The organism is Pseudomonas sp. MT92 (genome assembly GCF_058792515.1).
In genome coordinates this window covers 21,550-43,869 of the sequence record NZ_JBXAFA010000025.1, presented here as the reverse complement: position 1 = coordinate 43,869, position 22,320 = coordinate 21,550, and the positions used below count along the sequence as shown (strand labels likewise).

The 22,320-nt window shown below is 56.9% G+C and carries 21 protein-coding genes and 2 pseudogenes; 4 read left to right on the top strand and 19 right to left on the bottom strand.

The features are described from left to right. Positions 1-204 precede the first annotated feature (204 nt). From AC1Q6D_RS31080 to AC1Q6D_RS31030, 11 genes and pseudogenes are all read right to left on the bottom strand, one after another. Positions 205-1,215, bottom strand: a complete 1,011-nt coding sequence (locus tag AC1Q6D_RS31080) for an FkbM family methyltransferase (RefSeq protein ID WP_103406343.1) — start codon at positions 1,213-1,215, stop codon at positions 205-207. Next, on the bottom strand, positions 1,208-2,551 hold the full coding sequence (locus tag AC1Q6D_RS31075) for an ABC transporter ATP-binding protein (RefSeq protein WP_103406344.1): 1,344 nt from the start codon (positions 2,549-2,551) through the stop codon (positions 1,208-1,210). The genes AC1Q6D_RS31080 and AC1Q6D_RS31075 overlap by 8 nt, the downstream gene beginning before the upstream one ends. Continuing rightward, positions 2,541-3,371, bottom strand: a complete 831-nt coding sequence (locus AC1Q6D_RS31070) for an ABC transporter permease (RefSeq protein ID WP_103406345.1) — start codon at positions 3,369-3,371, stop codon at positions 2,541-2,543. The genes AC1Q6D_RS31075 and AC1Q6D_RS31070 overlap by 11 nt, the downstream gene beginning before the upstream one ends. Next, positions 3,368-5,311 carry a glycosyltransferase family protein gene (locus tag AC1Q6D_RS31065; protein ID WP_103406346.1) on the bottom strand — a complete coding sequence of 648 codons (1,944 nt, stop codon included), beginning with the start codon at positions 5,309-5,311 and terminating at the stop codon, positions 3,368-3,370. Before AC1Q6D_RS31065 ends, AC1Q6D_RS31070 begins: the two co-directional genes overlap by 4 nt. 56 nt (positions 5,312-5,367) lie before the next feature. After that, positions 5,368-6,369 (bottom strand): GDP-L-fucose synthase family protein, encoded by a 1,002-nt coding sequence (locus tag AC1Q6D_RS31060; RefSeq protein ID WP_207291557.1) that lies wholly within the window; start codon positions 6,367-6,369, stop codon positions 5,368-5,370. A gap of 704 nt (positions 6,370-7,073) precedes the next feature. Continuing rightward, on the bottom strand, positions 7,074-7,463 hold the full coding sequence (locus tag AC1Q6D_RS31055; protein WP_103406348.1) for a GtrA family protein: 390 nt from the start codon (positions 7,461-7,463) through the stop codon (positions 7,074-7,076). Positions 7,464-7,466: 3 nt separating this feature from the next. Further along, positions 7,467-8,408 carry an aldo/keto reductase gene (locus tag AC1Q6D_RS31050; protein ID WP_103406349.1) on the bottom strand — a complete coding sequence of 314 codons (942 nt, stop codon included), beginning with the start codon at positions 8,406-8,408 and terminating at the stop codon, positions 7,467-7,469. Beyond that, the gene (locus AC1Q6D_RS31045) at positions 8,405-9,214 is read right to left on the bottom strand and encodes a glycosyltransferase (protein ID WP_256590389.1); all 810 of its coding nucleotides are present in this window, start codon (positions 9,212-9,214) and stop codon (positions 8,405-8,407) included. The genes AC1Q6D_RS31050 and AC1Q6D_RS31045 overlap by 4 nt, the downstream gene beginning before the upstream one ends. Beyond that, positions 9,156-10,301: an FAD-dependent oxidoreductase gene (locus AC1Q6D_RS31040; RefSeq protein WP_103406351.1), complete on the bottom strand. Its 1,146-nt coding sequence runs from the start codon at positions 10,299-10,301 to the stop codon at positions 9,156-9,158. Before AC1Q6D_RS31040 ends, AC1Q6D_RS31045 begins: the two co-directional genes overlap by 59 nt. After that, a complete protein-coding gene (locus AC1Q6D_RS31035; protein WP_103406352.1) occupies positions 10,301-11,314 on the bottom strand; it encodes a glycosyltransferase in 1,014 nt (337 codons plus the stop codon). The genes AC1Q6D_RS31040 and AC1Q6D_RS31035 overlap by 1 nt, the downstream gene beginning before the upstream one ends. A gap of 396 nt (positions 11,315-11,710) precedes the next feature. Next, a pseudogene (locus tag AC1Q6D_RS31030) lies at positions 11,711-11,974 on the bottom strand (ATP-binding protein); the annotation flags it as partial. A gap of 14 nt (positions 11,975-11,988) precedes the next feature. Between AC1Q6D_RS31030 and AC1Q6D_RS31025 the strand changes: the two are divergent. Next, positions 11,989-12,243, top strand: a pseudogene (locus AC1Q6D_RS31025) (ATP-binding protein); the annotation flags it as partial. A 505-nt stretch (positions 12,244-12,748) separates the two neighbouring features. Here the strand turns inward: AC1Q6D_RS31025 and mobH are convergent. Beyond that, positions 12,749-14,599 (bottom strand): MobH family relaxase, encoded by a 1,851-nt coding sequence (mobH, locus tag AC1Q6D_RS31020; RefSeq protein ID WP_103406353.1) that lies wholly within the window; start codon positions 14,597-14,599, stop codon positions 12,749-12,751. 287 nt (positions 14,600-14,886) lie between these two features. Between mobH and AC1Q6D_RS31015 the strand changes: the two genes are divergently transcribed. Genes AC1Q6D_RS31015 through AC1Q6D_RS31005 form a run of 3 tightly spaced genes read left to right on the top strand, consistent with a single transcriptional unit; the run spans position 14,887 to position 16,054 of the window. Beyond that, positions 14,887-15,207 carry a type II toxin-antitoxin system PrlF family antitoxin gene (locus tag AC1Q6D_RS31015; protein WP_103406354.1) on the top strand — a complete coding sequence of 107 codons (321 nt, stop codon included), beginning with the start codon at positions 14,887-14,889 and terminating at the stop codon, positions 15,205-15,207. Beyond that, a complete protein-coding gene (locus tag AC1Q6D_RS31010; protein WP_103406355.1) occupies positions 15,207-15,665 on the top strand; it encodes a type II toxin-antitoxin system YhaV family toxin in 459 nt (152 codons plus the stop codon). The genes AC1Q6D_RS31015 and AC1Q6D_RS31010 overlap by 1 nt, the downstream gene beginning before the upstream one ends. A gap of 23 nt (positions 15,666-15,688) precedes the next feature. Beyond that, entirely contained in the window at positions 15,689-16,054 is a 366-nt protein-coding gene (locus AC1Q6D_RS31005; protein ID WP_442961305.1) for a DUF3742 family protein, read from the top strand. Positions 16,055-16,066: 12 nt separating this feature from the next. On the opposite strand, the gene AC1Q6D_RS31000 is transcribed toward AC1Q6D_RS31005, so the two are convergent. The 7 genes from AC1Q6D_RS31000 to AC1Q6D_RS30970 form a co-directional block, all read right to left on the bottom strand. Continuing rightward, positions 16,067-17,587: a conjugal transfer protein TraG N-terminal domain-containing protein gene (locus tag AC1Q6D_RS31000; RefSeq protein WP_103406356.1), complete on the bottom strand. Its 1,521-nt coding sequence runs from the start codon at positions 17,585-17,587 to the stop codon at positions 16,067-16,069. A gap of 15 nt (positions 17,588-17,602) precedes the next feature. Next, positions 17,603-17,953 (bottom strand): hypothetical protein, encoded by a 351-nt coding sequence (locus AC1Q6D_RS30995; protein ID WP_103406357.1) that lies wholly within the window; start codon positions 17,951-17,953, stop codon positions 17,603-17,605. Beyond that, positions 17,950-19,341 (bottom strand): integrating conjugative element protein, encoded by a 1,392-nt coding sequence (locus AC1Q6D_RS30990; RefSeq protein ID WP_103406358.1) that lies wholly within the window; start codon positions 19,339-19,341, stop codon positions 17,950-17,952. Before AC1Q6D_RS30990 ends, AC1Q6D_RS30995 begins: the two co-directional genes overlap by 4 nt. Positions 19,342-19,351: 10 nt before the next feature. Continuing rightward, complete coding sequence (locus tag AC1Q6D_RS30985; protein ID WP_103406359.1) at positions 19,352-20,287, bottom strand: TIGR03756 family integrating conjugative element protein; 936 nt, start codon at positions 20,285-20,287, stop codon at positions 19,352-19,354. After that, positions 20,284-20,703 carry a TIGR03757 family integrating conjugative element protein gene (locus AC1Q6D_RS30980; RefSeq protein WP_103406360.1) on the bottom strand — a complete coding sequence of 140 codons (420 nt, stop codon included), beginning with the start codon at positions 20,701-20,703 and terminating at the stop codon, positions 20,284-20,286. The genes AC1Q6D_RS30985 and AC1Q6D_RS30980 overlap by 4 nt, the downstream gene beginning before the upstream one ends. Positions 20,704-20,897: 194 nt before the next feature. Continuing rightward, positions 20,898-21,377: a RadC family protein gene (radC, locus tag AC1Q6D_RS30975; protein ID WP_231990967.1), complete on the bottom strand. Its 480-nt coding sequence runs from the start codon at positions 21,375-21,377 to the stop codon at positions 20,898-20,900. 193 nt (positions 21,378-21,570) lie between these two features. Next, entirely contained in the window at positions 21,571-22,320 is a 750-nt protein-coding gene (locus AC1Q6D_RS30970) for a DsbA family protein (protein WP_103406361.1), read from the bottom strand.

The following is a 22,320-nucleotide window of genomic DNA, read 5'->3' as shown; positions in this document are numbered from 1 at the left end:
ATTTTCCACGCGGCCGTTCGGCGGTGTGTACGGCAAAGGCACAAGACTGCAGCCTGCTTGCGCAGCGTTAGCGCGCTTTGCTGATTACCGTGTTTGTGCGCCACCGCCCCTGAGCGAATGTCGAGCGCTGTACAGTCGCTCGCGCCGGCGCTAACTCAGGGGTGGTGGGCATCTTCTTTCACGGTGGTGTTGCTTAGTACACATTCAAAATGTTTGCCAGCTGTCATCAGGCGTGAGCCAGAAATCATCGTTGATGGCAGAAAATACCGGGTGCGAATCGAATGCTGACTTTGGTGACAAGGCCGCCAACTTGCCTTCGGCAACGTCTTCGCGTACGAAAAAAGCGTTAAAGCAGCAGGTTCCTACTGCACAAAGCCTGTAGCCTTTTGGCGCCAGCAGGCTAGTCCACGCGGTCAGGCTGGCCGCGCCCGATTGCTGCCACCTGAGGCTAAACTGTTCCCGGTCTCGCTGAACGACGCTGTAGCGTTCGCGAAAGCGTTTTTCGAACTCAACGACAATGACGCGTGGTTTGATCGCGCTGAGATTTTCCATGACGGCAAAGTCACCGCCATCAATATCAATAATAAAGAGGTCGGGCTCCGGCTCCTGGTTCGCAGCCAGCAGCAGCTCGTTAATGTTCTCTGGGCTGATGGCGTGTTGAACGATCGCCGGTGAGTAGTACTCGGTTAAGCCCTCGCGCGTCCAATGATAGTGGCGTGTGGAGGCGGTACGCGCGAAAAAGTAGCGCATCTTGTTGCACTCGGTCGCATCGAGTTCGAAGATCGTGCCGTGCCAGCCATGATTGACCAGCAGATTGGTCGACAGATTTTCAGGAATGCCTACATCGGAGCCGTTGCAATTGCTGCCTATTTCTACAACATAACGGTTGGTGCAACCGATATGGGTGAACAGGCGCAGCAAAATACCGTCTTCGTCATTTTGCGAAAAAGCGCGGAACCCGCTGTCCGCCAGCTCCGTGGGTTCCAGTACGGCTGCCGAGTTGTACTTCCAGCTGTGCATCAGATGCTTTTGCTGTGCGGCATCCGCATTGCTGATGAAATTTCGATGCAGCAATGGGTTAAAGCCGGCGACGTCTTCAGTCGATAGGCCCTTGTTCAGCAGAATGGTCTCAAAGTGCAACTGGCGTTCTGTCAGGGCCTTCAGCTCTTTCAGGGCTTCTTCCAGCTGTTGGGACAGCGTATCGAGATCAGGCATTTGACTTTTCTTCCAGTAAATCCACGAATACGACTGGGTGCATATTAAAAATGCCCCCGTAGAACGCCGCCAGTGGTGACTCGGTGACCTGTAACTGCTCTACGTCATGCATCAGCAAGCTGTATTCTTCAAATTCGCTTCTGGAAAAACCTTTATTGGCCACTCCCACTGAAAATGAATATTGACCCGCCTTCAAGTTCAAGTTGAGGTTGAACCGAACGAGTACTTGGTCGCCTTGCTGGCAGGGGGCGTCGGGCATTTGCAGGGCAAAGGTGCTGGTTTCGAACAGGGAGCGGCCCAGGCGGTCTCTCACGATAAGACCGTACGCAGGTCGCTCGAAATGTTTGTTGAGCTTCACGACATAACGGACGGTCAGCTGTGTCTCACTTTCAATGTAGGTGACGGGGTGGTTCTCCGCATCCAGCAAAGCAAAATCGATCAGTTCCGCATCACCATTGGTGGTGATGGTCGTGGCTTTGGTCCACGCAGTCGGATGCTCGATAACTTCAAGGCTTTCGGAGGTGGGTGCAACGCTTTGATCAACCGATACCTGGCTGCCGCTCATATCGGTCTTTCTCGCCACCAGGCCTTGATACAGGTCGATCACGTCCCGAGGGGCACCAAAGCTCAAGGTTCTGCCATGACTTAATAGCAGAGCTTTGTTGCAAATGTGTTTTACCGTGTTGGCATCGTGGGACACGAACAACAGGGTGCCCCCGCGTTCACGAAAGCTTTCCAGGCGCTGGAAGCACTTTTGTTGGAAGTAGGCGTCGCCCACAGCCAGCGCTTCATCAATGATCAGGATGTCGGGCTCGAACGCCGTGGATACGGCGAAGGCGACACGCATTTGCATGCCGCTCGAATACGATGAAATCGCTTGATCAAAATGGTCGCCGATATCGGCGAACGCTTCGATGTCGGGGATTTTTGCATCGATTTCTTTGCGGTTGAAGCCCAGCAAGGCGCCATTCATGTAGACATTTTCGCGCCCACTGAACTCAGGGTTGAAACCCGACCCCAGTTCCAGCAGCGCGGCGACCCGACCATTGATGCTGACTTTGCCTGTGGTGGGGGTCAGGGTGCCGGTAATGATCTGCAAAAGCGTACTTTTACCACTGCCGTTCAGGCCGACAATCGCGCAGGACTCACCTTTGCGCACCTCTAGAAAGATTTCCTGAAGCGCCCAGAATTCTTTGAAGTAGTTGCGGCTTGGCCTGCGAAACAGTCGGCGCAGCCTGGGGTAGATGAATTGCTTGAGTTGGTCGCGAGGGTGTTCGAATATTTCGAATCGCTTGGAAACGGCTTCCACACGAATCGCGAATTCATTAGAGGACATTCGCAAATCCTTTTCGAGTCTTTTGAAACCAGCTATAGCCGGCCCAGGCAATACTCACGGCAATTGCCGCGTAAATCGCCAGGCCTTCGAAGTCGGGCATTGATCCGGCGATCAGCACCGCGCGAGCTTGCTCGATGATGAAGGTCAGGGGGTTAAGCATTAACCACGGCTGAATCTCTATCGGCAACGCCGAAATAGGATAAAACACCGGGGAGGCAAACAGCAGCAAGGTCATGAGCAAGCCTATTGGGTGGGCTACGTCGCGCAAATACACCCCAAGGGACGCGAGTATCCAGGCCAGCCCCAAAGACAGAACAATCAACGGCGCAATCACCAAGGGCAAGAAAAGCACGGTCCATGGGATGGTGCCGTGCACCAGAAGTTGCGCCGCCAGCAGGACCCCGATACTCACCAGGGCATGGAAGAACGAGGTGCCCATGGCGATAATCGGAAGAATCTCCAGGGGAAACACCACTTTCTTCACGTAGCTGATATTGCTCAGGATCAGCGTCGGGGCTCTTGTCAGGGTCTCGGCGAACAGGCTGTGAACGATCATTCCGGTAAACAGCAGGATGGCGAACTCGCTTTTGCTCCCAGGCTCGCCGGTTCCCCAGCGAGCCTTGAATACCACTGAAAACACCAGCGTATAGATGACCAAAAGCAGTATCGGGTTCGCAAACGACCACAAAATACCCATCATCGAACCCTTGTAGCGTCCGATAACATCTCGTTTGGTCATTTGTTGGATCAGGTTCCAATTCGACCAAACGCTCTTGAGCAGGGAAAACAACGATATAGGAGCAGGGGCGTGTGGGTTCATCCTAGTTTTCGCTTCAATACTGCAAGACGCGCGCTAAGACCTTGGGTCCTGATTGCGTGGATCTGGGCTTTAACCCAGGTCTTGTTAAGAAACAGCCTGGCGATAGACCGATTCGGCGCTTCGATGTAAACGGGCGCGGGGGCCGGGGACATGTAGAAGCCTGCCGACACTTTGAGCACCTGCGGATTGAAATCCTTGATGAGCTCGGTTTCGGCTGCTTCGTCCCACGCTCTCTCAGGAAATGATTGGCGAATATCCAGGATGACGGTGGCAGGCAAAAGATGCTTGATCTTGCCGGTGATCATTGCAGCCAGTGGGCGTCCGTCAAGGTAAGGCAGCGCAATATCCAAGTCGGTTGGAAGGGTGGCGGTCCGGAAGATGAAGCGACCGTAACCAGGCGGGCCTGCAGCATCCACATGACCAAAGTCGATCAATTCATGCACGGTATGCACCGGGGAGTGGCCGTCATCCATAATGGCTGCCGTTGCCGCACAGTTTACCTCTGGGTCGCTTTGCAGTGCGCCGGCCAGAGCGGTCAGGTGGTTGGCGAGCAGCTTCTCATTGGGCGCGACAAATACGATTGCATCGGAGTGCGCCGCGTCTGAAACCAGCTCCTTGAGCGTTTCACCCAAGAGGCGTTTAGCCTTGATTTCAGGATGAATACCGTATTTGTAGCCCTCTACTTCCTTGATCTGGATAGGGGTAGGGCAGGTACTCAGGATTCGCGAAATTTCTGATTTGAGATCGCTTGCGGCGACTCGGTCGATTACCAGGGTTGCCGTGAAGTTGGTGTAGTTTTGGCGGGCGACACTTTCGACGTGCTTTTTAAGCGCGGCGGTGGAGTAGTCCAGCATCAGCAAGTTGAGGCTGATCTGTGTCTTCTCGCCGCCCGCGCCCAAGTGTCGAGCGGTCAGTTGCTGTTTACGCTCGTTCAGCCCGGTGTAGAGATCCTTCAAGTTGCCAATCAGCGAGTAATGCTCATTGAAGATGGCTTGTGCCTGCTTGATCTTGGCCAGCGCTTCCTCTGGGTGGTTCTTGATCCAGCTGAGGTGCGCGGTGATATCGCCGTAGATTTGTTCCATTGGCGAGCGGCTATCGATATAGAGCAACGAGTCGCCGAAGAATTTGCGTGCGAAAGGGTTTTCGTCGCAGATGACGAGCGTACCGGCTGCAATGGTTTCGAACAGGCGGTTGGACATCATTTCTGAGTCGCGGTGGGCCTGCGAAGACAGCACCAGCGCGGCGCCGGCTTTGGCGATTTCGTTGATCATGGAGAACCCGTCGAACGGAATCTCCCTGACATAACTCTGGTAGCCTTCCCAGACACGCACACCTTGGAAAATGGTCGGGCCATAGATTTTCAGCAGGCCGGTAGGGTCCAGACGCTTGAGTACTTCTTGCTGGCGCGATTGGCGGCTGCTGACGATGGCTTCCCAGTTGATACCGGCATAGAACAGTTTGCCGTCACCCAGGGAGGGTTCGTGGACGATCTTGGGCGTGGAATGGTAAAGCTTGAAGTGCGCCGGCAAGTGCGTAGTGGAACCACGAACCATACGCGCTACATGGTCATCGGCTGCAACGGAGCTGCAACTGAGGAAGTCATCATGTGTGGTCAGGTTGCGCGAGCAGCGTTGATATCCCCATTCATGGTAGAACTTCAACGGGTTCCACAGTGCTACAAAGGAGAAGGCATCGTAGCGCTTGGGGGTGTCGTAATGCAGATGGATCACAAAATCGACATTCGCCTTTGATACTTTTATGTCGGGGGCCGAAATCAGGCCGCCATCGGCATGCACTTCAACGCATTCAACCCCGATGGCTTTAGCGGCCAGTTTCAGGCGCGCGATGCACTCATCTTCTGCGGTTTTAATACCCGGCCAAAGCTTAACAACGCCAAAGCGGCCAAATACGCCCTCGGGCAGAAGGAAATCATTGCTCATTTCACAGCATCCAACTGTAGGAGTTAAAAAAGACGACGTCTCGGCTTCGCCCTGCATCAGAGATCGATGCGTGCATCTGGCGTTGGCGACTCAAGGAGCCCCAAGAAGTCTTTGTAGGCGCTTTCAAGCCCTACTTTCTCGTTGACACTCGGCTTCCAGCCGAGTGCCCGAACTTTGCTGCTATCAAGCAGTTTGCGCATGGTGCCATTGGGTTTGTCAGTGTCGTAGACAATTTTGCCTTGATAGCCGACGACTTTCGCGATCATCGCCGCGAGGTCAGCAATGGCGATGTCGTGGTTGCAGCCAATGTTGTAGAGGTCGTCGGTGGTCGGGGCGAGCATGACGCACTTCATTGCATCAGCAAGGTCGTCGACATGCAGGAGTTCGCGACGCGGTGTGCCGTCACCCCATACGACAAACTCGTCTTTCTCGAGTACCTTGGCCTCATGCGTGCGGCGAAGAATGCCGGCAACCACATGGCTGTGTTGGGAGTGGTAATTATCGCCAGGGCCATAGAGGTTGGGTGGGATAATTGACACGAAGTCGCAGCCATATTGTTTGCGGTAAGCCCGGCACATTTCAATGCCGGCAATCTTGCTTACCGCATACGCGCGAATACTTTCTTCCAGCGGACCCGTGAGCAGTGCGGATTCAGCAATCGGTTGCTCTGCATTTTTGGGATAGGTGCAGTTAGTCGCCACGAAAAGTAACTTGGTAGTGCCGAACTTATGTGCCCCAGAAATGACATTTGTTTGAATCATCAAATTGTCATAAATGAATGATGCGGGCAACGTTGCATTGGCGTGAATGCCGCCGACTTTGGCGCCGACGTGAAAGATAAAATCTGGGCGATTCTTTTCCATCCAATCGTACACGGCGGCTTGGTTGGTAAGGTCCAGATCAGCTCTGGACGTCAGAAGCAACTGGGCATCCTCACCTTTGAAGTTACGCACTACAGCAGAACCGAGCATTCCCCTGTGGCCTGTAATCCAAACTTTTTTCCCGGCGAAGCGTGAGGTCGAGCCCTGTACCGATGCATTGACGTTTGTTGCAGACATTTTATCATCCTAATTGTTTAGAAAGCTTTGCAAAATCACCTTCGCTCCGCATCCCTTCGCCGTGCTCAATCTATCAGTGCGCATGACCAAAGAGTGCCTCCTGCATCAGAGTGAACTCTCGACCTAGTAGTGGACGTGCAATCAAGGTGGCGCCTGCTCTGTCCAACAAGATGACCGTGTAGAGGAAAATGAGTTCCGGTTGAAAGTCGACCTCATAAGTCCTCGAACGCTCATGCCGTCTCGGGGCTCGGAAGCCCGATCCAGCTTTTCTTATGGTCCGTCTGCCGTGGCTGGCGTACCTGCTGAAATATCGAGCGGTAAAGTCGACTATACGGCCGCGCCTTCGATCAAGATTTTCCTGACAATCAGCCCATCGACTATTTTAACCTTGCTCAAAGGAGCTTCTTGGCGACGAGCGGTTAACCTGCCCAGACCCTCTATACTGCCTGTTTTCAAGGCGCGCATGAAAGCGATGTTACCATGCTGTAGGAATTTTTCCTATCCGCCAATCGGAGTGGTCAATTATTTTTTGTGGCCGGGGTTCCTGGCGTAACGCGCAAGAATTGCGTCTCGAAACAGGCACCTGTACCCGCCAGATGCCGGTGTGTTACGCCGTCAGGCAGCGGGCAAGAATGAAGTGGTCGCACGTCGCGATAGGGGTCAAACCTGAGCGTTAGCCGTAATCGCAGCGTGTGACCGTCGAGTCATTGTTTCTCATAAGTAGCGCGTTGGTTAAAAACGTAGCGCTTGTTCAATATGTAAAACAACACCGTGTAGGTTCCCATGGCGAGGATTTGAGCGATTTCCGCGCGAACACCAAACACCCTGTGGAATACGATCAGGACCAATTGGTTGATCAGGAAGGCCACCAGAAACGCAACAATGAACCTTGGGACCATGCCAGGGTGGAATGTCGATGTGTTGAATACGAAAACCTTGTTAAGCAGGAATGCAAAGACCAGCGCAATGCCATACCCTGCCGCGTTCGCATACTCGGCATGTATATTGAACTGGGTGAACAGTACGCAGAACACACCATAGCCAATCAAGGTGTTGATAACGCCTGTCAGGGCATATTTTATAAGCTGTATCATGCTTCAACCATGGTGAGTGTGTTCGGCCAGCGAGGCTAATAACGCTGAATGGTCCGAATGATTGAAGGTGTTGCGCAGCGCGTCCCAATAAGACAGGGTGCTGAGCAATTGCTCTTTGTTTCGTGGGCCAATAATCACGCCGCACAGTGCCGGGTTGGCAAAGATGAATGCCAAGGCGAGATCATTCATCGTGGTGGGGCGCGGAACAATCGAAGTGTTCGACGCGAGGAAATTTGACAGTTTCTCAATCAAGGTGGTGGAGTGGACTATTTTCCTCAACTCGGCGGAACTGTTTTTTTCAGCCGGCGTTGCTTTTATTCCACCCAGGTTGATCCCGTAGGCTAAGTACTTTGCATTGGGAAAATGCGGATAATAGCTTTCACGAGCGGCGCGAGTGGTAAAGTTTTCCTTGACCTGTATGAGCCAGTGTTCAGACAGCTCGGGCTTGGCCTTGTAGTACTGGGCGGGAAACTTGATGCCTGACAAACCAATGCCCAGGCCGAGTTGACGCAGGGTCGCCATAGCCTCCAGGGTCTTTTCGATGTCGACCAAGTCCTGTTGCTCGCCGCCGCGATTGTCCCAGTGCACCGATACACAGGACAACGCGAGCCCCAGGCGATCTTTGAGCTCATTGGCTGTTGAGAGAATGTTAGCGGCAGACAGGTCAGTGTCGGGAGAGCCTGAGTTATCAGTGGCGCCAATTTTGGCGATGACGGATACGTCTGTGCCAGGGTTTGACTTCACCCAGTGTTCAACCCAGCGTATGGCAAGGCCGAAGTCTTCCGAACGCTTATTGATGGGGTAATTAGACGCTGTGTCGATCGTGTTGCCCCCCTTGGAAACAAAGGTATCGATCAGTTCGTGCGCGCTGCTTTCGTCTATGCCCCAGCCCCATAGGGCCGTGCCGAGCACCAGCGTTTTGTCGTCATTCGATAGAGTGATCATGAATGGGGCGCGCTCTTAGAGTGACGTAGCCGTTGGCGGAGTGCAAACATTGCCTTCAAATACTCCAGCGAGAGCTTGATGATTTTAACTTTGGAGTTGGGGTCATCAGTCCAGGTGACGGGGAGGTCCAGCACGGTGTAATTCATGTGCTCGGCGGTGACCAGCAGTTCGGTTGCAAAAAACCAGCCGTCACTTTTGGCGCCTTCACTCATCAAGGGGGCAAGGACACTGCGCTGCAGGAATTTGAAACCGCACATGCCATCGCTGAACGAGGTTTGGAAGATGAATTTCACAATGCGGTTAAAACACGCACTGGTGAAGTTTCGCAAGGGCGTGCGCCCGATTACCTTTGCGCCCTTGGCCAGGCGAGAGCCGGTCACGATATCGGCTTTTTTAGCGATCAGGCTGCTGAGTGCTGGCCGCAGGTAGCTCAGGTCGGTGGCAAGATCAAGGTCCATATAGCCAACGATGTCAGCGGTGGAGGCCGTCCATGACGACTTCAAGGCCAGGCCGACACCGCGCTTTTCAAGGCGCAAATAGTTGACGTTCGGAAATTCTTTCGAGAGTGCTTCGCCAATCGCTTGAGTCGTGTCGGTTGAGCCGTTATCCGCGAGGGTAATGGTGATGATGCCGAGGTCGTTAAGGTGTTCCTGGATATACGCGTGAGCGGTCTTGACCTGCTGGGCGAGGGTCGCTTCTTCATTCAGAATCGGAATGGTGATTTCGATAGTGTTAGTCATTGTCTGCTCAAGAGTCGGGTTCGGTTTCGCTGAAAACTTCGAGGTCGAGTTTTTCCAGGACGTCATAGATGTTGTCGATCTTACCGCCCAGAATGGAGTAGCAACCAGGCAATGTGGCGTGCTTTTCGAACAGGATGGGTCGCCCGTCGTCCCCTTCGCTTTTTGTCAGCACGGTCTTGACTTCAAACAGTGAGCCTACGTAGGTCGAGTTCAAGACGGCCGGAATGTATCTGCCCACATCTCTGACCATTCGATCGACGCGGCTGGCCTTGTCATACGCACCCAGTTTTTCGTAAGGGTTCACGCCGCGCTTGTCGTCCCAGTGCTGATGAGGCGTGTAGCGGACATGGGACAACGTATGAAGCCCGCGAGCCGGGAAAGGCATCATCGAGAAAAACGGACCATCCATCACCGTGATCCCCAAACCTTCCAGGGAGGAGGGCATGTGCATCAGCGGCATTTCGGTAATTTCGTGTTTGAGGCCCGTTTGCACGCCGGTGAAGTCACCATTGAAATGATTGATGCCGCTGTAGGTACAGTTGAAGAGGTACTCACAGGCAATCAGTTCTTGTTGACCGTCTTTTCCTTCGATAACGACCTGGACTGCAGACTTTGAGGCCCTGGATATTTCGACTGCCCGGGTTTCGTAGAGGACGTGCACGCCGCTTTCTTTAAGTTCGCGCTCCGCCCAATCAGCGAGCTTCGTGGTGTCGAAGGCGTACTCTTGGACGAGGAATACATCTTCGATCAAGCGCGGTTCAAACAGCGCCTTCAGCTCCGGTGCGGCGGGTTCGATAGCCGAGCCAATATCCCTGCAAAACCGCTCGAATTGCCTGGCCGTGACCTTTGAGTTGCGTCGGGCGATGGCATAGAGCTTTGTGAAGTCTTGCTTAATAGCGTCCGGCCAGTCACGTACAAACTTCGGCAGGTTTACCCGGCTCCGATAAGCCGTGGTAAAGCTGCGCGGGTAATGGTAGCCGTTATGAACGCGAGCCTGGTTGTTGTACGAAGCGCGCATCAGCAGGGCCGGTTCGCGCTCAATCAGCAGTACACGCTTGAGGCCGCGTTGCTTGGCGAGATACACGGCGATTGCGGCGCCGTAGAAGCCCCCGCCTATTACTACTGCCGTTTGCTGAGGGTGTGGGCTTGCCATCAGGATAGGAGGCCGTCGGTTTTGGCGGGTACGGAGCCAACTTCTTCGATATTGAGTTTTTCCAAGCGCGTCATGCGCGCACTGGTGAACTCTTGGCCAACATGATAAAGCGGCCCCTCGTTCGACAGGCTGGCCATATTCAGGATGTATTCGCCCAGTACCAACAACACCAGCGAAATCAGGAAAAACATACCCGATTGTTGCAGCGAAAAGCTCACCCAGCCAGGTGCTACATCAGGCTTCAGGGCGGCCACGGCAAGCACGTAGATGGAGTACACCACGTTGGCGAGCGCGCCGAACAAGGACAAATAGGTGACAAGCCGCATGGGCGCGCGCGTAGTGGATACGAGCAGTCGCATGCCTCGATCAATACTCTCACCTAGGCGCTTGGGGGGTGATGACTTCGGTGCCGCACTGTAGGTGAGGTAGGCTTTCGCGAATCCGCCGGTTGCTGGCAGATGGCGATAGGTCATGGCCGGTTGCGGGTGCTGGAGGATAAAGTTGATGACGCGCTTGCTGAGCATGCGATATTGCGGCGCCTCTTTGGCAAGGTTAACGCCGTTAAGCCTGTTGTATAACCCGTGAAAAGCCGCGTTAGCACCTCGGTAGGCCAGGCTTTGCGATGGTTTTTGCTCATTATTGGCAAACACTACGTCTGCGCCATTGGCAGCCTTTTCGAGGATTTGCGGAATAAAGCTGATGTCATCCAGTAAGGGATTGATGACGGGAACGAAGTCGCCGAGCGCATTTTCCAGGCCGACCCACGAGGCAGTATCTGTATCCACTTCTTTAGTCAGTGCATAGACCTGCAGGTTGGCCAGCCCACTTTCCGCAGTGAGTTGCTTGAGTACGGCGATGCTATCGTCATCGGAGGCGTTATCTACAATGATTAGTTCGTAGTCGCTGACGAGCGTGGAAATGATTGCGGTGGCTTCGGTCAAATATTTTTCAATATGCTTTGACTGGTTGCGAACAACAAATACGACAGAAAGGAAGCAGGGGAAAAAGTCCATTTATTGGCGCTCATTCAATACATTGAAAGAAAAATGATGCTGGGGAGAAGTTCTCCGTCCGGGTGTGCTGGCCAACGAACCCAGCTTGACGCGCCGTCGACTAATAATCACGGCGGGAGGGAAAGCGATACTCACACGGACTCTTCCTTACAACGCTGAAACGTCAGCGATGTATCTAGGCTGCTCGGCTCGAAAATAACCATCGACAACGTCACATCGGCCTTAAATAGGGTGGGTGAAGGTACAGATGCACGCGAAATTATCACAAACCCATCGACATCGGGTAGTTGTCTGCGGATTCCACGCCATCCGGCCACTCATTCCACCAGCATCCGGCCACCTGTTCCACGCTTATCCGGCCGGGCAGTCGGAGCGCAGCGACGCAGGTTTGCATTGTTAGTTTGAAGTACCCGCTGTCGTCAATTTCGTCGAGCGTCTGCGCATCGATTCGCCCTTCAGTTCGAGGCGGTAAGCGTTGTGCACCAACCGGTCAAGGATCGCGTCAGCCAAGGTCGGATCGCCGATCAGCTCGTGCCATTTGTCCACCGGCATCTGACTGGTCACCAGCGTTGAGCGGTGACCATAACGGTCGTCGAGCAGTTCCAGCATGTCGCGCCGTTGCGCGGCGGTAAACGGAGCCAAGCCCCAGTCGTCCAATAATGTTGAGCTCAACATTACTGGACGACTGGGCCCTGGCCCCGCTGGAAGAAAATGCCCGGCACGACTTGTTGGAAGTGATCGACGACCGCGCCGGCTCCCGGTCGACGGTACTGACCAGTCAACTGCCGGTCGATCACTGGCACGGCTGGATCAACGACCCAACGGTAGCCGATGCCTTACTGGATCGGTTGGTGCACAGCGCGTATCGAATCGTGATGAAAGGGGAGTCGCTGCGACGCAAAAAGACGGAAGAGGAAGCGGCATCGTGACCGATGCGGTTAGAATTTAGACCCCGCGCAATCGGGTGGAGAAACCGGTCACGTTGTTAGCGAAATGACCGGTCACGATGAGCGAAATACGCACCTCCCCAATTCGAGAGCTGTTAAACAACAAAAAACAGGTGAAAACTACTGATCCTTAGGTGGCAGAACCTGAAGAACAGCGCTCATTGCATTTACACAACCATAGCCGAACTGGGGAGAGTGTTCGTTTTGATAATCTTGAGCATCGCCAATTTTTCGCGCAGTGCGCGCCAATAGTTCTTTGACTTCGATGCTAGTAAGTTCTGGGTGTTGGCGCCGATGCCGAATTGATCCAGGGTCAAAACCGTATCAGCGCCAACAGGTAAATCAAAGAAACGCGCTGATCCTAATGTGCGAAGGTTATGCAGGCCAGCTGACCCGCGTGCCCGACCAGGGTAATTGAGCAGCTTGTGAGTCGCTGAAGGGGCTGCGCCAGCAATGAACGTTGATGCGCGACAAGATCAACGAGGGGTCAAGGCGTTGGCGATATCTGGGAGCTTGCGTTTCCGTTAATGACGGTCAGATACGGGTTATTTGGAGGTACCTCATCAAACAGCTGCTTGGGCTCTAGCAATAGGTAGCCGTGCAGCCGTCGCGATTTGCGTGGCCCGGTGACTTTACAGGTCCAGATGTTCAAACCGTTTTTCTGCTTTCGGTGTAACAAGGATTTATCGAAACGCTTCTGTACCCATTCCCAATCCTGCTGTTTTTCCTGGCGCGCCAACGCGCCAACTTCCGGGTGTTCCTGCGCATAGCGTTGGAAAATGCCGGGGGTGACCAGGAAGACCATACCGCTCACCGTATGCACTAGTGCCCTGGCATCGTTGATGATGAGCCGGCGCGATACGATGGACTGCTTAAGCCAGGTCATGAGGTGCTCGGCTGTGGATCTTGCGGCCTCAAGCGGCAACAGGAACGCTGACGGAACGGACATTGGCGCGGGGCTTTGTGGCATGATTAGTATTGGTTCCGGCACTGTAGAGGTGTCGGGAGAGGGGGGCGAGGCCTCCATCTCGTGTGGGCGGATCATCGACAACAACTCTTCCAGGGCTTCTGGCTGATCTCCCTCGGTCCCGCGTTGGGTGCCGGTTTCCGGCAGTGGGCATATAGCTGGCGCGACCATCTCGGGAGAGACCTTGGCGGGTGCGGGGTTGGCGTCGACCTCCGCTGCCCGCATTGTCTCCACCGTCACGCTGCCTTGGAAGGGAGCGGGGCGCTCGGTGGGTTCCCAGATCAAGGCTGGGGTCAACCGCAACAACGTAAAAGTATGCGACCACCCAGCATCGCTGGTCACTGTCGCTTTCCAGATGGCCTTGCCTGCCTCGGTAGGCTGCAGCATGCCATGATCCTGCAGTACATTGAACACGGCAGTGTTGTTCGCCGGGATGCCGTCGATACCCTGGGATAAAAGATGTGCGCGCAGCTTATCTGAGACCGTCTTGCTCACCAACCATAACGCCTCCTCCGTCAGCCATCCATCCGACGGGCCCGGCTGGTTCAGATTGAACTCTTCCTTCAGCAGGTAGCGCAGGCCATCGAGCAATTTGCGCTGCAGGGCATGCCGTGGGGCCGACATCAACCTGGTCGGATCACCCCCGAGCTCCTGGGCCACTGATGCGCGGTCGGCCTGGACCACGAGCTCACCGAGGACGCCGGCATGTTCATACTGCCCGGCCAGCACATACAGTAACGATGCCCAAAGTGTGGGATAGCCGCTGAGCCAGTCAAGGATGTTCTTATCGAGCAGCCGATGGTAGAGCAAGCCACTGGCTGCGCCATGCAGCCGGTATTCACGGTCGTCCCGGTAGCGGAAGCGGTACGACTGGGTCAGGGGGCCGTGCCAGGGGTGCCAGACTGTACCGTCCGAATATTCCACATGCAGGTCGACGACGATCTTGCCGATATCGTGAAGCAACGCGGCATAAGATATTGCAGCTGTCCAGGCCTCGGACTGGGCTGCTTGGTCTTCCGGAGGGGCACCTCCAGGGAGCAGGTGCGATTGCCGCAGCTTCAGCGCATAGGCGACGACTTCCAGTCCATGGTCAAGTATGCCCCCAGGATAGGCGTGATGGTGGCTTTCCGACGCGGGGAATTGCTGGACCAACTCGGCGTAGCGCTCCAGGGGTGCGAGATACAGGGACCTGAACTGCTTGCGTGAGAGCGAAGTACGTTGCCAGATGTGTTCCAGCAGCTTCTGCCGGCGTGGGGTCGCCAGCAGCGATGCAGCCGACTCCGGCCGCGTCAGCCCCTTACCTTTTACAGCCGCTTCCGTGCGCGCCATCGGTGCCGACACCGAGCGTTTTCGTTGGAACAGCTCGAACATGATGTCACCTGAAGTTGCGGTGGACGGGAGAGCCTTTTCCTTTTCCGGTTAGAGCCTTTCCCCTTGCGCCCATTCCATTGGCCCTTCCCAGCCCTTTGACCTTTATCGAAGCCTTTATATGTACTTCGGCTCGGGGAGTCGCTCTACAAGCTATCCGACACGGTGTCAGTCCTTTTTTTGAGGTAAACGCGATCCGCCTACCGGCGTCTGAAGATCTCGCCAATCTGTCTTGACGCGGAAAGGAATATTCCTTACTATCGGAAAAACTGTCATCCAAGGAGCACGCCATGCCAGCCATTCATGAACTAGCCACGCTCACATCGAAGGGCCAGATCACGCTGCCCAAGCCGATCCGTCAGGCGTTGGGCGTCGATACCGGCGGCAAGGTAGCGTTCGACCTGGGCGAGGATGGGCAGATTGTCGTCACCCGCGCGAATACCGAGCATGAAGATCCGGCCATCGGCGCGTTTCTGAGTCTGCTGGCCCGCGATATCGAGGCTGGCCGGCATGTTCGCGGGTTGCCGGACGAACTGGCTCACGCCATGCTGATGCAGGCTGGGCATGACGTGAATCTGACCAACGAGATTGACGGCGAAGTGGCGCTCTGATGCAGCGGCATGGATGGACGCTACTCTTCCACGACTGTGTGATCGAGCAGTTGCAGAGGTTGTATACCGCCGCGCAGCGCGCGGAGCAGAATGACCCGATAGGATTTGCATCCAATGCCAACGTCAAGCTGTTCCGAGCCCTGAGCCAACTGGTGCTTGAAGTCGTTCCTGGTGAGCCGGCGCGCGATGAGTACCGTCAAGGAAACACACTGGGGCCGGAATACCGCCATTGGCGAAGGGCCAAGATCGGGAGACGATTTCGGCTGTTCTTCCGTTATGACTCGAGGGCGAAAGTGATTGTCTACGCTTGGGTCAACGATGAGCAAACGCTGCGTGCCTCGGGGAGCAAGTCCGATCCGTATGCGGTGTTTGAGAAGATGCTGGGTCGTGGAAATCCGCCAGACGACTGGGACGCATTGGTAACTGCCAGCCGGCAGAATTGGAGCAAACTGGAGTAATTGTTTAACGCGCGTAGCAGGTGATGACTATGAGCACAAGAACTCGCATCAGCAATGCAGAACGCTTTGGCCGCTGGCTCGGCCGCGGATGGCGTGCTTATGTGCGCAGAGAACGGCGGGTATCGGGATGGCTGGTTGCGCAAGGCGTGCCTCCGCCAGCGGTGGCTGTGTTGATCTGGGTCGTCAAACTCGCGGTGCTGGCTGTGCTGCTCTATACCGCTTTCTGGCTGGCTCTGCTGCTGGTGTTCGGCGTGGCTGCAGCTTGGGTGGCCCGCAATACCGATTGGGATGAGCCGCAAACTGAATGGCGGAGCGGCAATCTCGGATTTGGCCTTTACCATCCTGATGGCTCAAGGATCGATCCTCACGATCCCAACGACGAAATGTAGGAGTAACTCATTTTACTTCTTGGCGACATTCATCAGTGAGGTACCCCCTTTTCCGCCTGCCGTTTGCGCGTCCTTGCTGCCATTTACGAGGGCCTGAGTGATTGCACCGGCTTGGAAGCCTGCCCAGCCCAACGCAGTCATCCAAAACGCAGGCAGCACCAAGAACATTGTCCCCATGACGAAATTCAGCAGAAGGTCGCCCAAGGCATTATTCAACCCCATCACCGGATCGAAATTAGTGACGGGCCGGTTCCAACCCCAGCCCGAGCCATAGAGCGCGTCGAGGATGGTGCTGTCGATCCAGCGAGCGAGCTGGAACCAGAAGTCGACGAAGAACAGCGCAAACTGGACCACGCTGACGGTGACCACGGTCTTCAGGTCGTAGGTGCCCATCAACAGCACCAGCGGGATGCAGATCACCAAGGCCATTTTCAGCAGCGACAACACCATCGGCAGGGCCTGGCGCACCGCGTCCATCGCCGGAAATGCAGGAATGGCTCCCACCGCAAGACCTACGTCGCCCGCCGTGCGGGTAACGATGTTCGGCAAGGTCTTGTCGATCTGGCCACCATAATCGGTGTAAACCGTTCCTTGGTTGAGCTTCTGTTGGCGCGGAGAGGCGATTGCGCGGATGACCGAGTCATCAACCTCGCTGCGGCTCAGAAAGCCTGCCCAGCCGGCCAGGCGTGTAAGCAAGCTGGGATCGACCTGGCCCAGCAGACGTGCCCGCAGACCATTGCCATTGTCGCTCCACCATTGCTGGCAGGTCGGGTAGCCGCCCCCGCCGGGCACCTGCGCAAGGCCCGCGTCGCGGTCAGTGTCATAGGGCCAGGCATCGCGCGGCGTGCGTGAGTGGTAGGTGTCATAGTAGCCGCCAGTGTTGACGAAGTAGGTCGAGCCGATCCAGGTCACGTCATGCATCTGCGCGTCGTCGAGTGGGGGGCGGTTCATGAACAATTTCGCCCTGGCGGGTCCATAGCAGTCGTGGGTGAAGTCCGCCACGTTCTGCGCAAGGACAGGGTCGTTAATGCGCGTGGCGTTGATCTCCATCCTCATTTGCCGCAGATCTGTTCCGCACGGGATCGCTGCCACCGAGGCCCCCGTCACCGCACGCGAGAGCGCATGCATGAAGGCCCACCACACCGGCACCTTGGCGCTCTGGTTGTTGAGCGTGCTGAATGACTGCGACCAGCCGGTATCAGTAGGTTGCGGAACATTAACCTGGCACTGTGCCGATCGCGCCTGGTCGTACTTGATCGTGCCGAGGTCAATATCGATAAACGGGATGCCGGCGAACATCAGCACGACGATGGCCACCCAGATGCGGTTCTCGATGCGCATCGAGGACAGTACGCCCTTGTTGCCTTCGTCGGCCCCTTCAGTACGTGCTTTGAGCCATTCCTGGATAATAATGGCTATAAAGGGAATGGCAAACACGCCGCTGGAGACCAGCACCGACCAGATGCCGTTGTGGACGATCCAGCCCACGAGGGTCAGGTAATACTCCAGATAGTCAGTGGTGAAAAGCGTCATGTTCGAGGTCTCCCGTTAGACCGCCTGCATCAGCAGGCCGGCCTCCAGTGCGACGATCACGATGAGGCCGGCGATCTCGGTACGTAGCAGCCGGCGCCGTGCCGAGGCATCCGACTCGCGTGTCAGCAGCCGACGGCGCATCCATACCCAGCCATAGACGGTTGCCCCGTAGAGACAGAGCCGCCACAACAGGAAGTAGCCAGCCGCGTCCGCCAGCCAGCGTTCCCAGCCGACAATGCTGCCGACCAGATAGAGGCCGGCGATGTTGGCCGCCGCTGCCAGCGCAACGAGCAGCAGCGTCCATAGCAATGCCCTGGCGACGCGGCTGTTGAGGAGCCCGCGCGGCCGTAGCCATGCTGCGTTCATGGCGTGCCTCCTGGATGGGAGCGCTGTAACTGGTCGAGGCGATCCGGCACCGGGTCGCCCTCGTAGATACCACGCGAGCCTGACGCGCGCGTGCCATGGCGCTGAATGATCGTCATAGGCGAGTTGTTTGCCAGCTCGCGCCTGATCTCCAATTCGGTTTTGAGGTTAAGGATCTCGCGGTCGAGTGTGTCGCTTTCATGATTGACCGCATCGACGGCCAACTGGTTGGCCGCGACATTGGGTTCTTTCTTTCCGGTCAGCAGCGTGCGCTGCAGCAGCAGAGCCTTCTCCAGTACCGACGCCAGCGCTACCTCGGACGCCAGGCGGTGGGCGAGGACATCTTGGTCGGGCTCGTCACGCAGGGCTTCGATAACGCCGCGGGTAACCGGCAAGGATGTACTGCCGGCTGCACGCAAGTTCTCAACGGTGGTATGGCGGGCGCCGCTGATCAATTCCTTCAGCGTTTCCAGCTTGGTCTCGTACTCTTCCTGAATCAGCGGCGTCAACCCGACGCCTGGCACGGTTTGGGTCTTGGTGCAGGTCTCGCAGGTGCGCTGCTCCTGTTCGCCGAGCACGCGTGTGGCCCAGTCGGTGGCCGCTTGCGGCGACGACCAGGTCTGGCAGGCCAGGCTATTACAGCTCGTCGGGTCGATGGATGTTGGGTCGGTTGCACTGCGGCCATTGACCAGGTTGTAGCCGGCACGCGTTACGTCGCTGATCACTTTGATCGACGGCTGGCCGGCACCGCCAGCATTGCCGCCGCCCACCCAAGGCACGCCATCCTTGCCCCGGCTGGTTTCAGCCTGTTCGATGGCCGACACCGCGTCAGTGCTCGCCACCGCCTGGCGCAACGCCATGCCCTCGGCGAGCTGGCTCCAGCCCATCTGGCCGCCTGCCGTGTCGGCCATCTTCTCGGCCATCGCGCGGCAGGTCAGTTTGGAACGATCAAAATCGAGCCTGGCCTGAAGAATACCGTTGGTCAACAGGTTGTAGAGGCCGGGGTCTGCCCGCTGAATGATCAGCGCCGGCAACGATGCGACCGCGCTCGTCGCGTTCTGGATCACGCTGCTCATGATGTTCTGAAAGCCATTGGTGAGGCCGTTGAGCTGGTTCTGGATTGTGGTGCTGATGTTCATGTCACCGCACATCAGATTGCTGTTCCAGCCCGCGCCCACACCGAGAGAATGCATGCCGGCCGCGCGGCTCATGGATACCGCGCTGCCGCCACCAATTGAATACATGAGGTCGTCGCCAATCACGCTGCCGCTGTTTTGGAAACCGTCGGTTCGGGCCGATACCAGGTTGCTGACCAGCACCAGCGCGCTGGCCAGCAGGGCCACCTGCCACCGCAACGGCAATTGGTGGAAGAGGGTGACAGGACGCTTCATTGTTTTCCCCTCAGTTGAAGTCTGTACTGCCGAGGAACGTCTGCCCGCGGCGTTCGCAACAGCTGTATGGGCGCCAAAGCGCCCAGGCATAATCACCTTGCTGGGCCTGGGTCAGCGGTTCGCTGTGGGGGAACACCACGCAGCGGTTGGAAAGACGCGGCGTCAGCTCCTGCCACTTGCCGGTCGAGGCATTGCTTTCCTCCAGCGCTCCGGCCGGCCAGTAACCGGGCTGCGAGTTCGCGAGCAATGGCTGATAGACATGCAATTGCCCCCGCCGGGTGACGATGTCCCCGGCGCGTTGGGCGACCACGGCGCCGGCCTTGTAATCGTCGACCTGATGCAGAAATCCGCCGCGCGGATAGACGGCGCCCCACAGGTTGAACGTGCTGCGTGTGCCGACCTCGCGCTCGCCGGGCGTCAGTGCTTCGGGGTACACCATTTCGGGGATGTTGTAGCGCCACGCGATAGTGTCGAGCGTGCTCAGCAGGTATGGCATAAACGCGGTGCCGGCACCTTTGCAGGCGTAACCTGAGGTGCTGGCGAATTGGCCGAACACATGGCCGCCGGGATGGCCGATCACGTCGGCGTTCTTGAACTTCGCCATGTTGCTTTCATTGTCATGGTTCGTCGTGCCGTCGCCGCCTGCCTGGGCCGTCACGTTGGGGGCGCTCATGACCCGCACTTCGATCCACGGGTTCTCACCGGTGTTGGAGTAATTCGAAACCACGGCATCCGGAATGTAGTGGCGCACCTTGGTGGACGTCCGCACCGAGCAGCCGAACGGCGTACAGAACAGCCAATAGCAGATCCCTATCACTCGGTATTCCAGGCACGATGGGGACAAAGTGGAAGACACGATGGTCGCGGTGTTGAGGGCGAACGATGACGATGCGGTCGCCAATAAAATGGTGGCGATGCCGGTACGCCGAAGGCGGGCACACTTCATGGTTGAGTCCTCCGGTAGGCCTCGATGCGTGCGATCGCCTTGGCGACGTCCGGCTCGCCATAAACTACGTAGCGTTGATCCATAACGATGGCGGGGAGGGTGGTAATGCCCAGGCTCCAGGCATCGGTCACGTCCTGGTAGGTCCTGGCCAGACGCTGCTCCAGCGCGGGGCCGCCGTGCTTGAGGCGCTGCTGTACCAAGAGTGACGCTTGCTGGACATCACTTGGAAGATCGGTCGACAGTTCGGCTTCAATACGCGCGGGTGCATCCAGCTCGATCAGTCGGTCAGGTGTACCTTGCACGGGATGTTGGCGGTCGGTGATGACCCAGATATCCATTGCACTAGCCGCAGAGGCACACAGCGCAATGGCCAAGGCCAGGCACCTGATCGGGCCGGGGGAAAGAGAACACAACATGGCGCAGCATCCGGTGGTTCATGACCTCGGTAGTGCAACGCATCGCGCTTAACGCGACAACAAACAATCGGAAATGGGAGGTGCCCGGTTTCCATGCGCCTACGAATCGCGGTATTTCGTGGACAGCAGATACCCCATCGAAAGCATCGCTTCCGATGGGGGGTTGGAGCGTCAGCAAGCTGGCGCGAAGAGGATCAGATCAATCCGTGTTCGGCGAACGAATAAGGATCGCCTTTCCCGATGATGAAGTGATCCAGCAGACGGATATCGACCTGTCCCAATATCTCCTTCAATCTCTGGGTCAACGTTTCGTCCGCCGTACTGGGTTCAGTACAGCCGGAAGGGTGATTGTGGCAGAGCACCAGAGCGGCGGCGTTATGGTCCAGGCAGCGCTTGAGCACCACCCGTGGATAGACGCTGGCGCTGTCGATAGTGCCTTGGAACAAAGGCTCGTAGGCCAGCACCTGATGCTTCGAATCGAGGAACACGGCGCCAAAGACTTCATGCGGCTGTGCTGCGATTTTCAGCTGCAGGAAATTGCGCACATCCTCCGGGCTTTGCAGCGAGGGGCCGCGAGTGAACACTCGCTGCTCAAGGATGACCAACGCCTGTTCGATGATTTGGTCGTCGTCCGGTGTGCCGACGGGATTGAGTGAAGCATTACCACTGATCATGGCGAGGGATGTGGACATGGGAACCTCCTTTAGGAATTGGAGGCAGCCGTCCCTGGAGGGCGGACCCTCCGGAGACAGTGACGATAGGCATCCGCCACCGCTTGCGCGGATGACCGTTCGCTCGGGGGATGCGTGGCGAACTGGCGTGCAGTCAACGCGGTCGAAACCGCGGCATAGCCTTGAAGACCGCGGGCTATCTGGGCATGTCGCCGACAACGTCGGCAGGCATTTGGTGATGAAGTTGTGCTGCGTTTGGCGCTGTACCGTTGGACACCAATAGGTCCAATGCCGACAGCAACGCGTCGCCTTCAGCCGGGCCGGCCAGGGTCAGTGACTGGCCGCTGTGGTGGTCGATCAGGTGCAGGGTCGGGGTGGCGCTCACGCCGTTGTGGCGTGCTTCGTTGGCCTGCGCCTGGATGATGGTGTCGGGTCTCTTACTGGCGAGGCAGGCTTGCACGGTTGGATTCTGGCCGTGGTACTCGGTGTCGGGCGGCAGGCCCTGGCCATCGCTACGGGTATGCTGGTAGATCCAGCTGATGGCTTGCCAGAACGCGTCATGTCCGTGGGACTCGCCGATGCATTCGGCCAGACGCGCCTGTCGGGTCGCTGCCGGCTCGTGCATGGCTAGCGGCAGGTGGTGCCATTGCAGATTCACCTCCGGGTGCTGGTCGATCCAATGCCGCAGGATGGGGTCATAGGCCCTGCAGTAGGGGCATTCGAGGTCGGCGTATTCGACAATGGTGAAGCGCGCATTCGTGCGTCCATAGCGCCAAGGTGGGCCGGCCGGGTGCTGCGCAGCGGTGGCGTCCGACGTGTGGGTTGACTCATGCGACTCGTCGGCCCACGGCCAAAGCCAGAGCACGAGCAGGCCAGCAATCACCACCCCCAGCAGCCAGACCCAGCATGGCCACCGACGGCAGAGGAGGAGAGTGGGCGAAGGCAT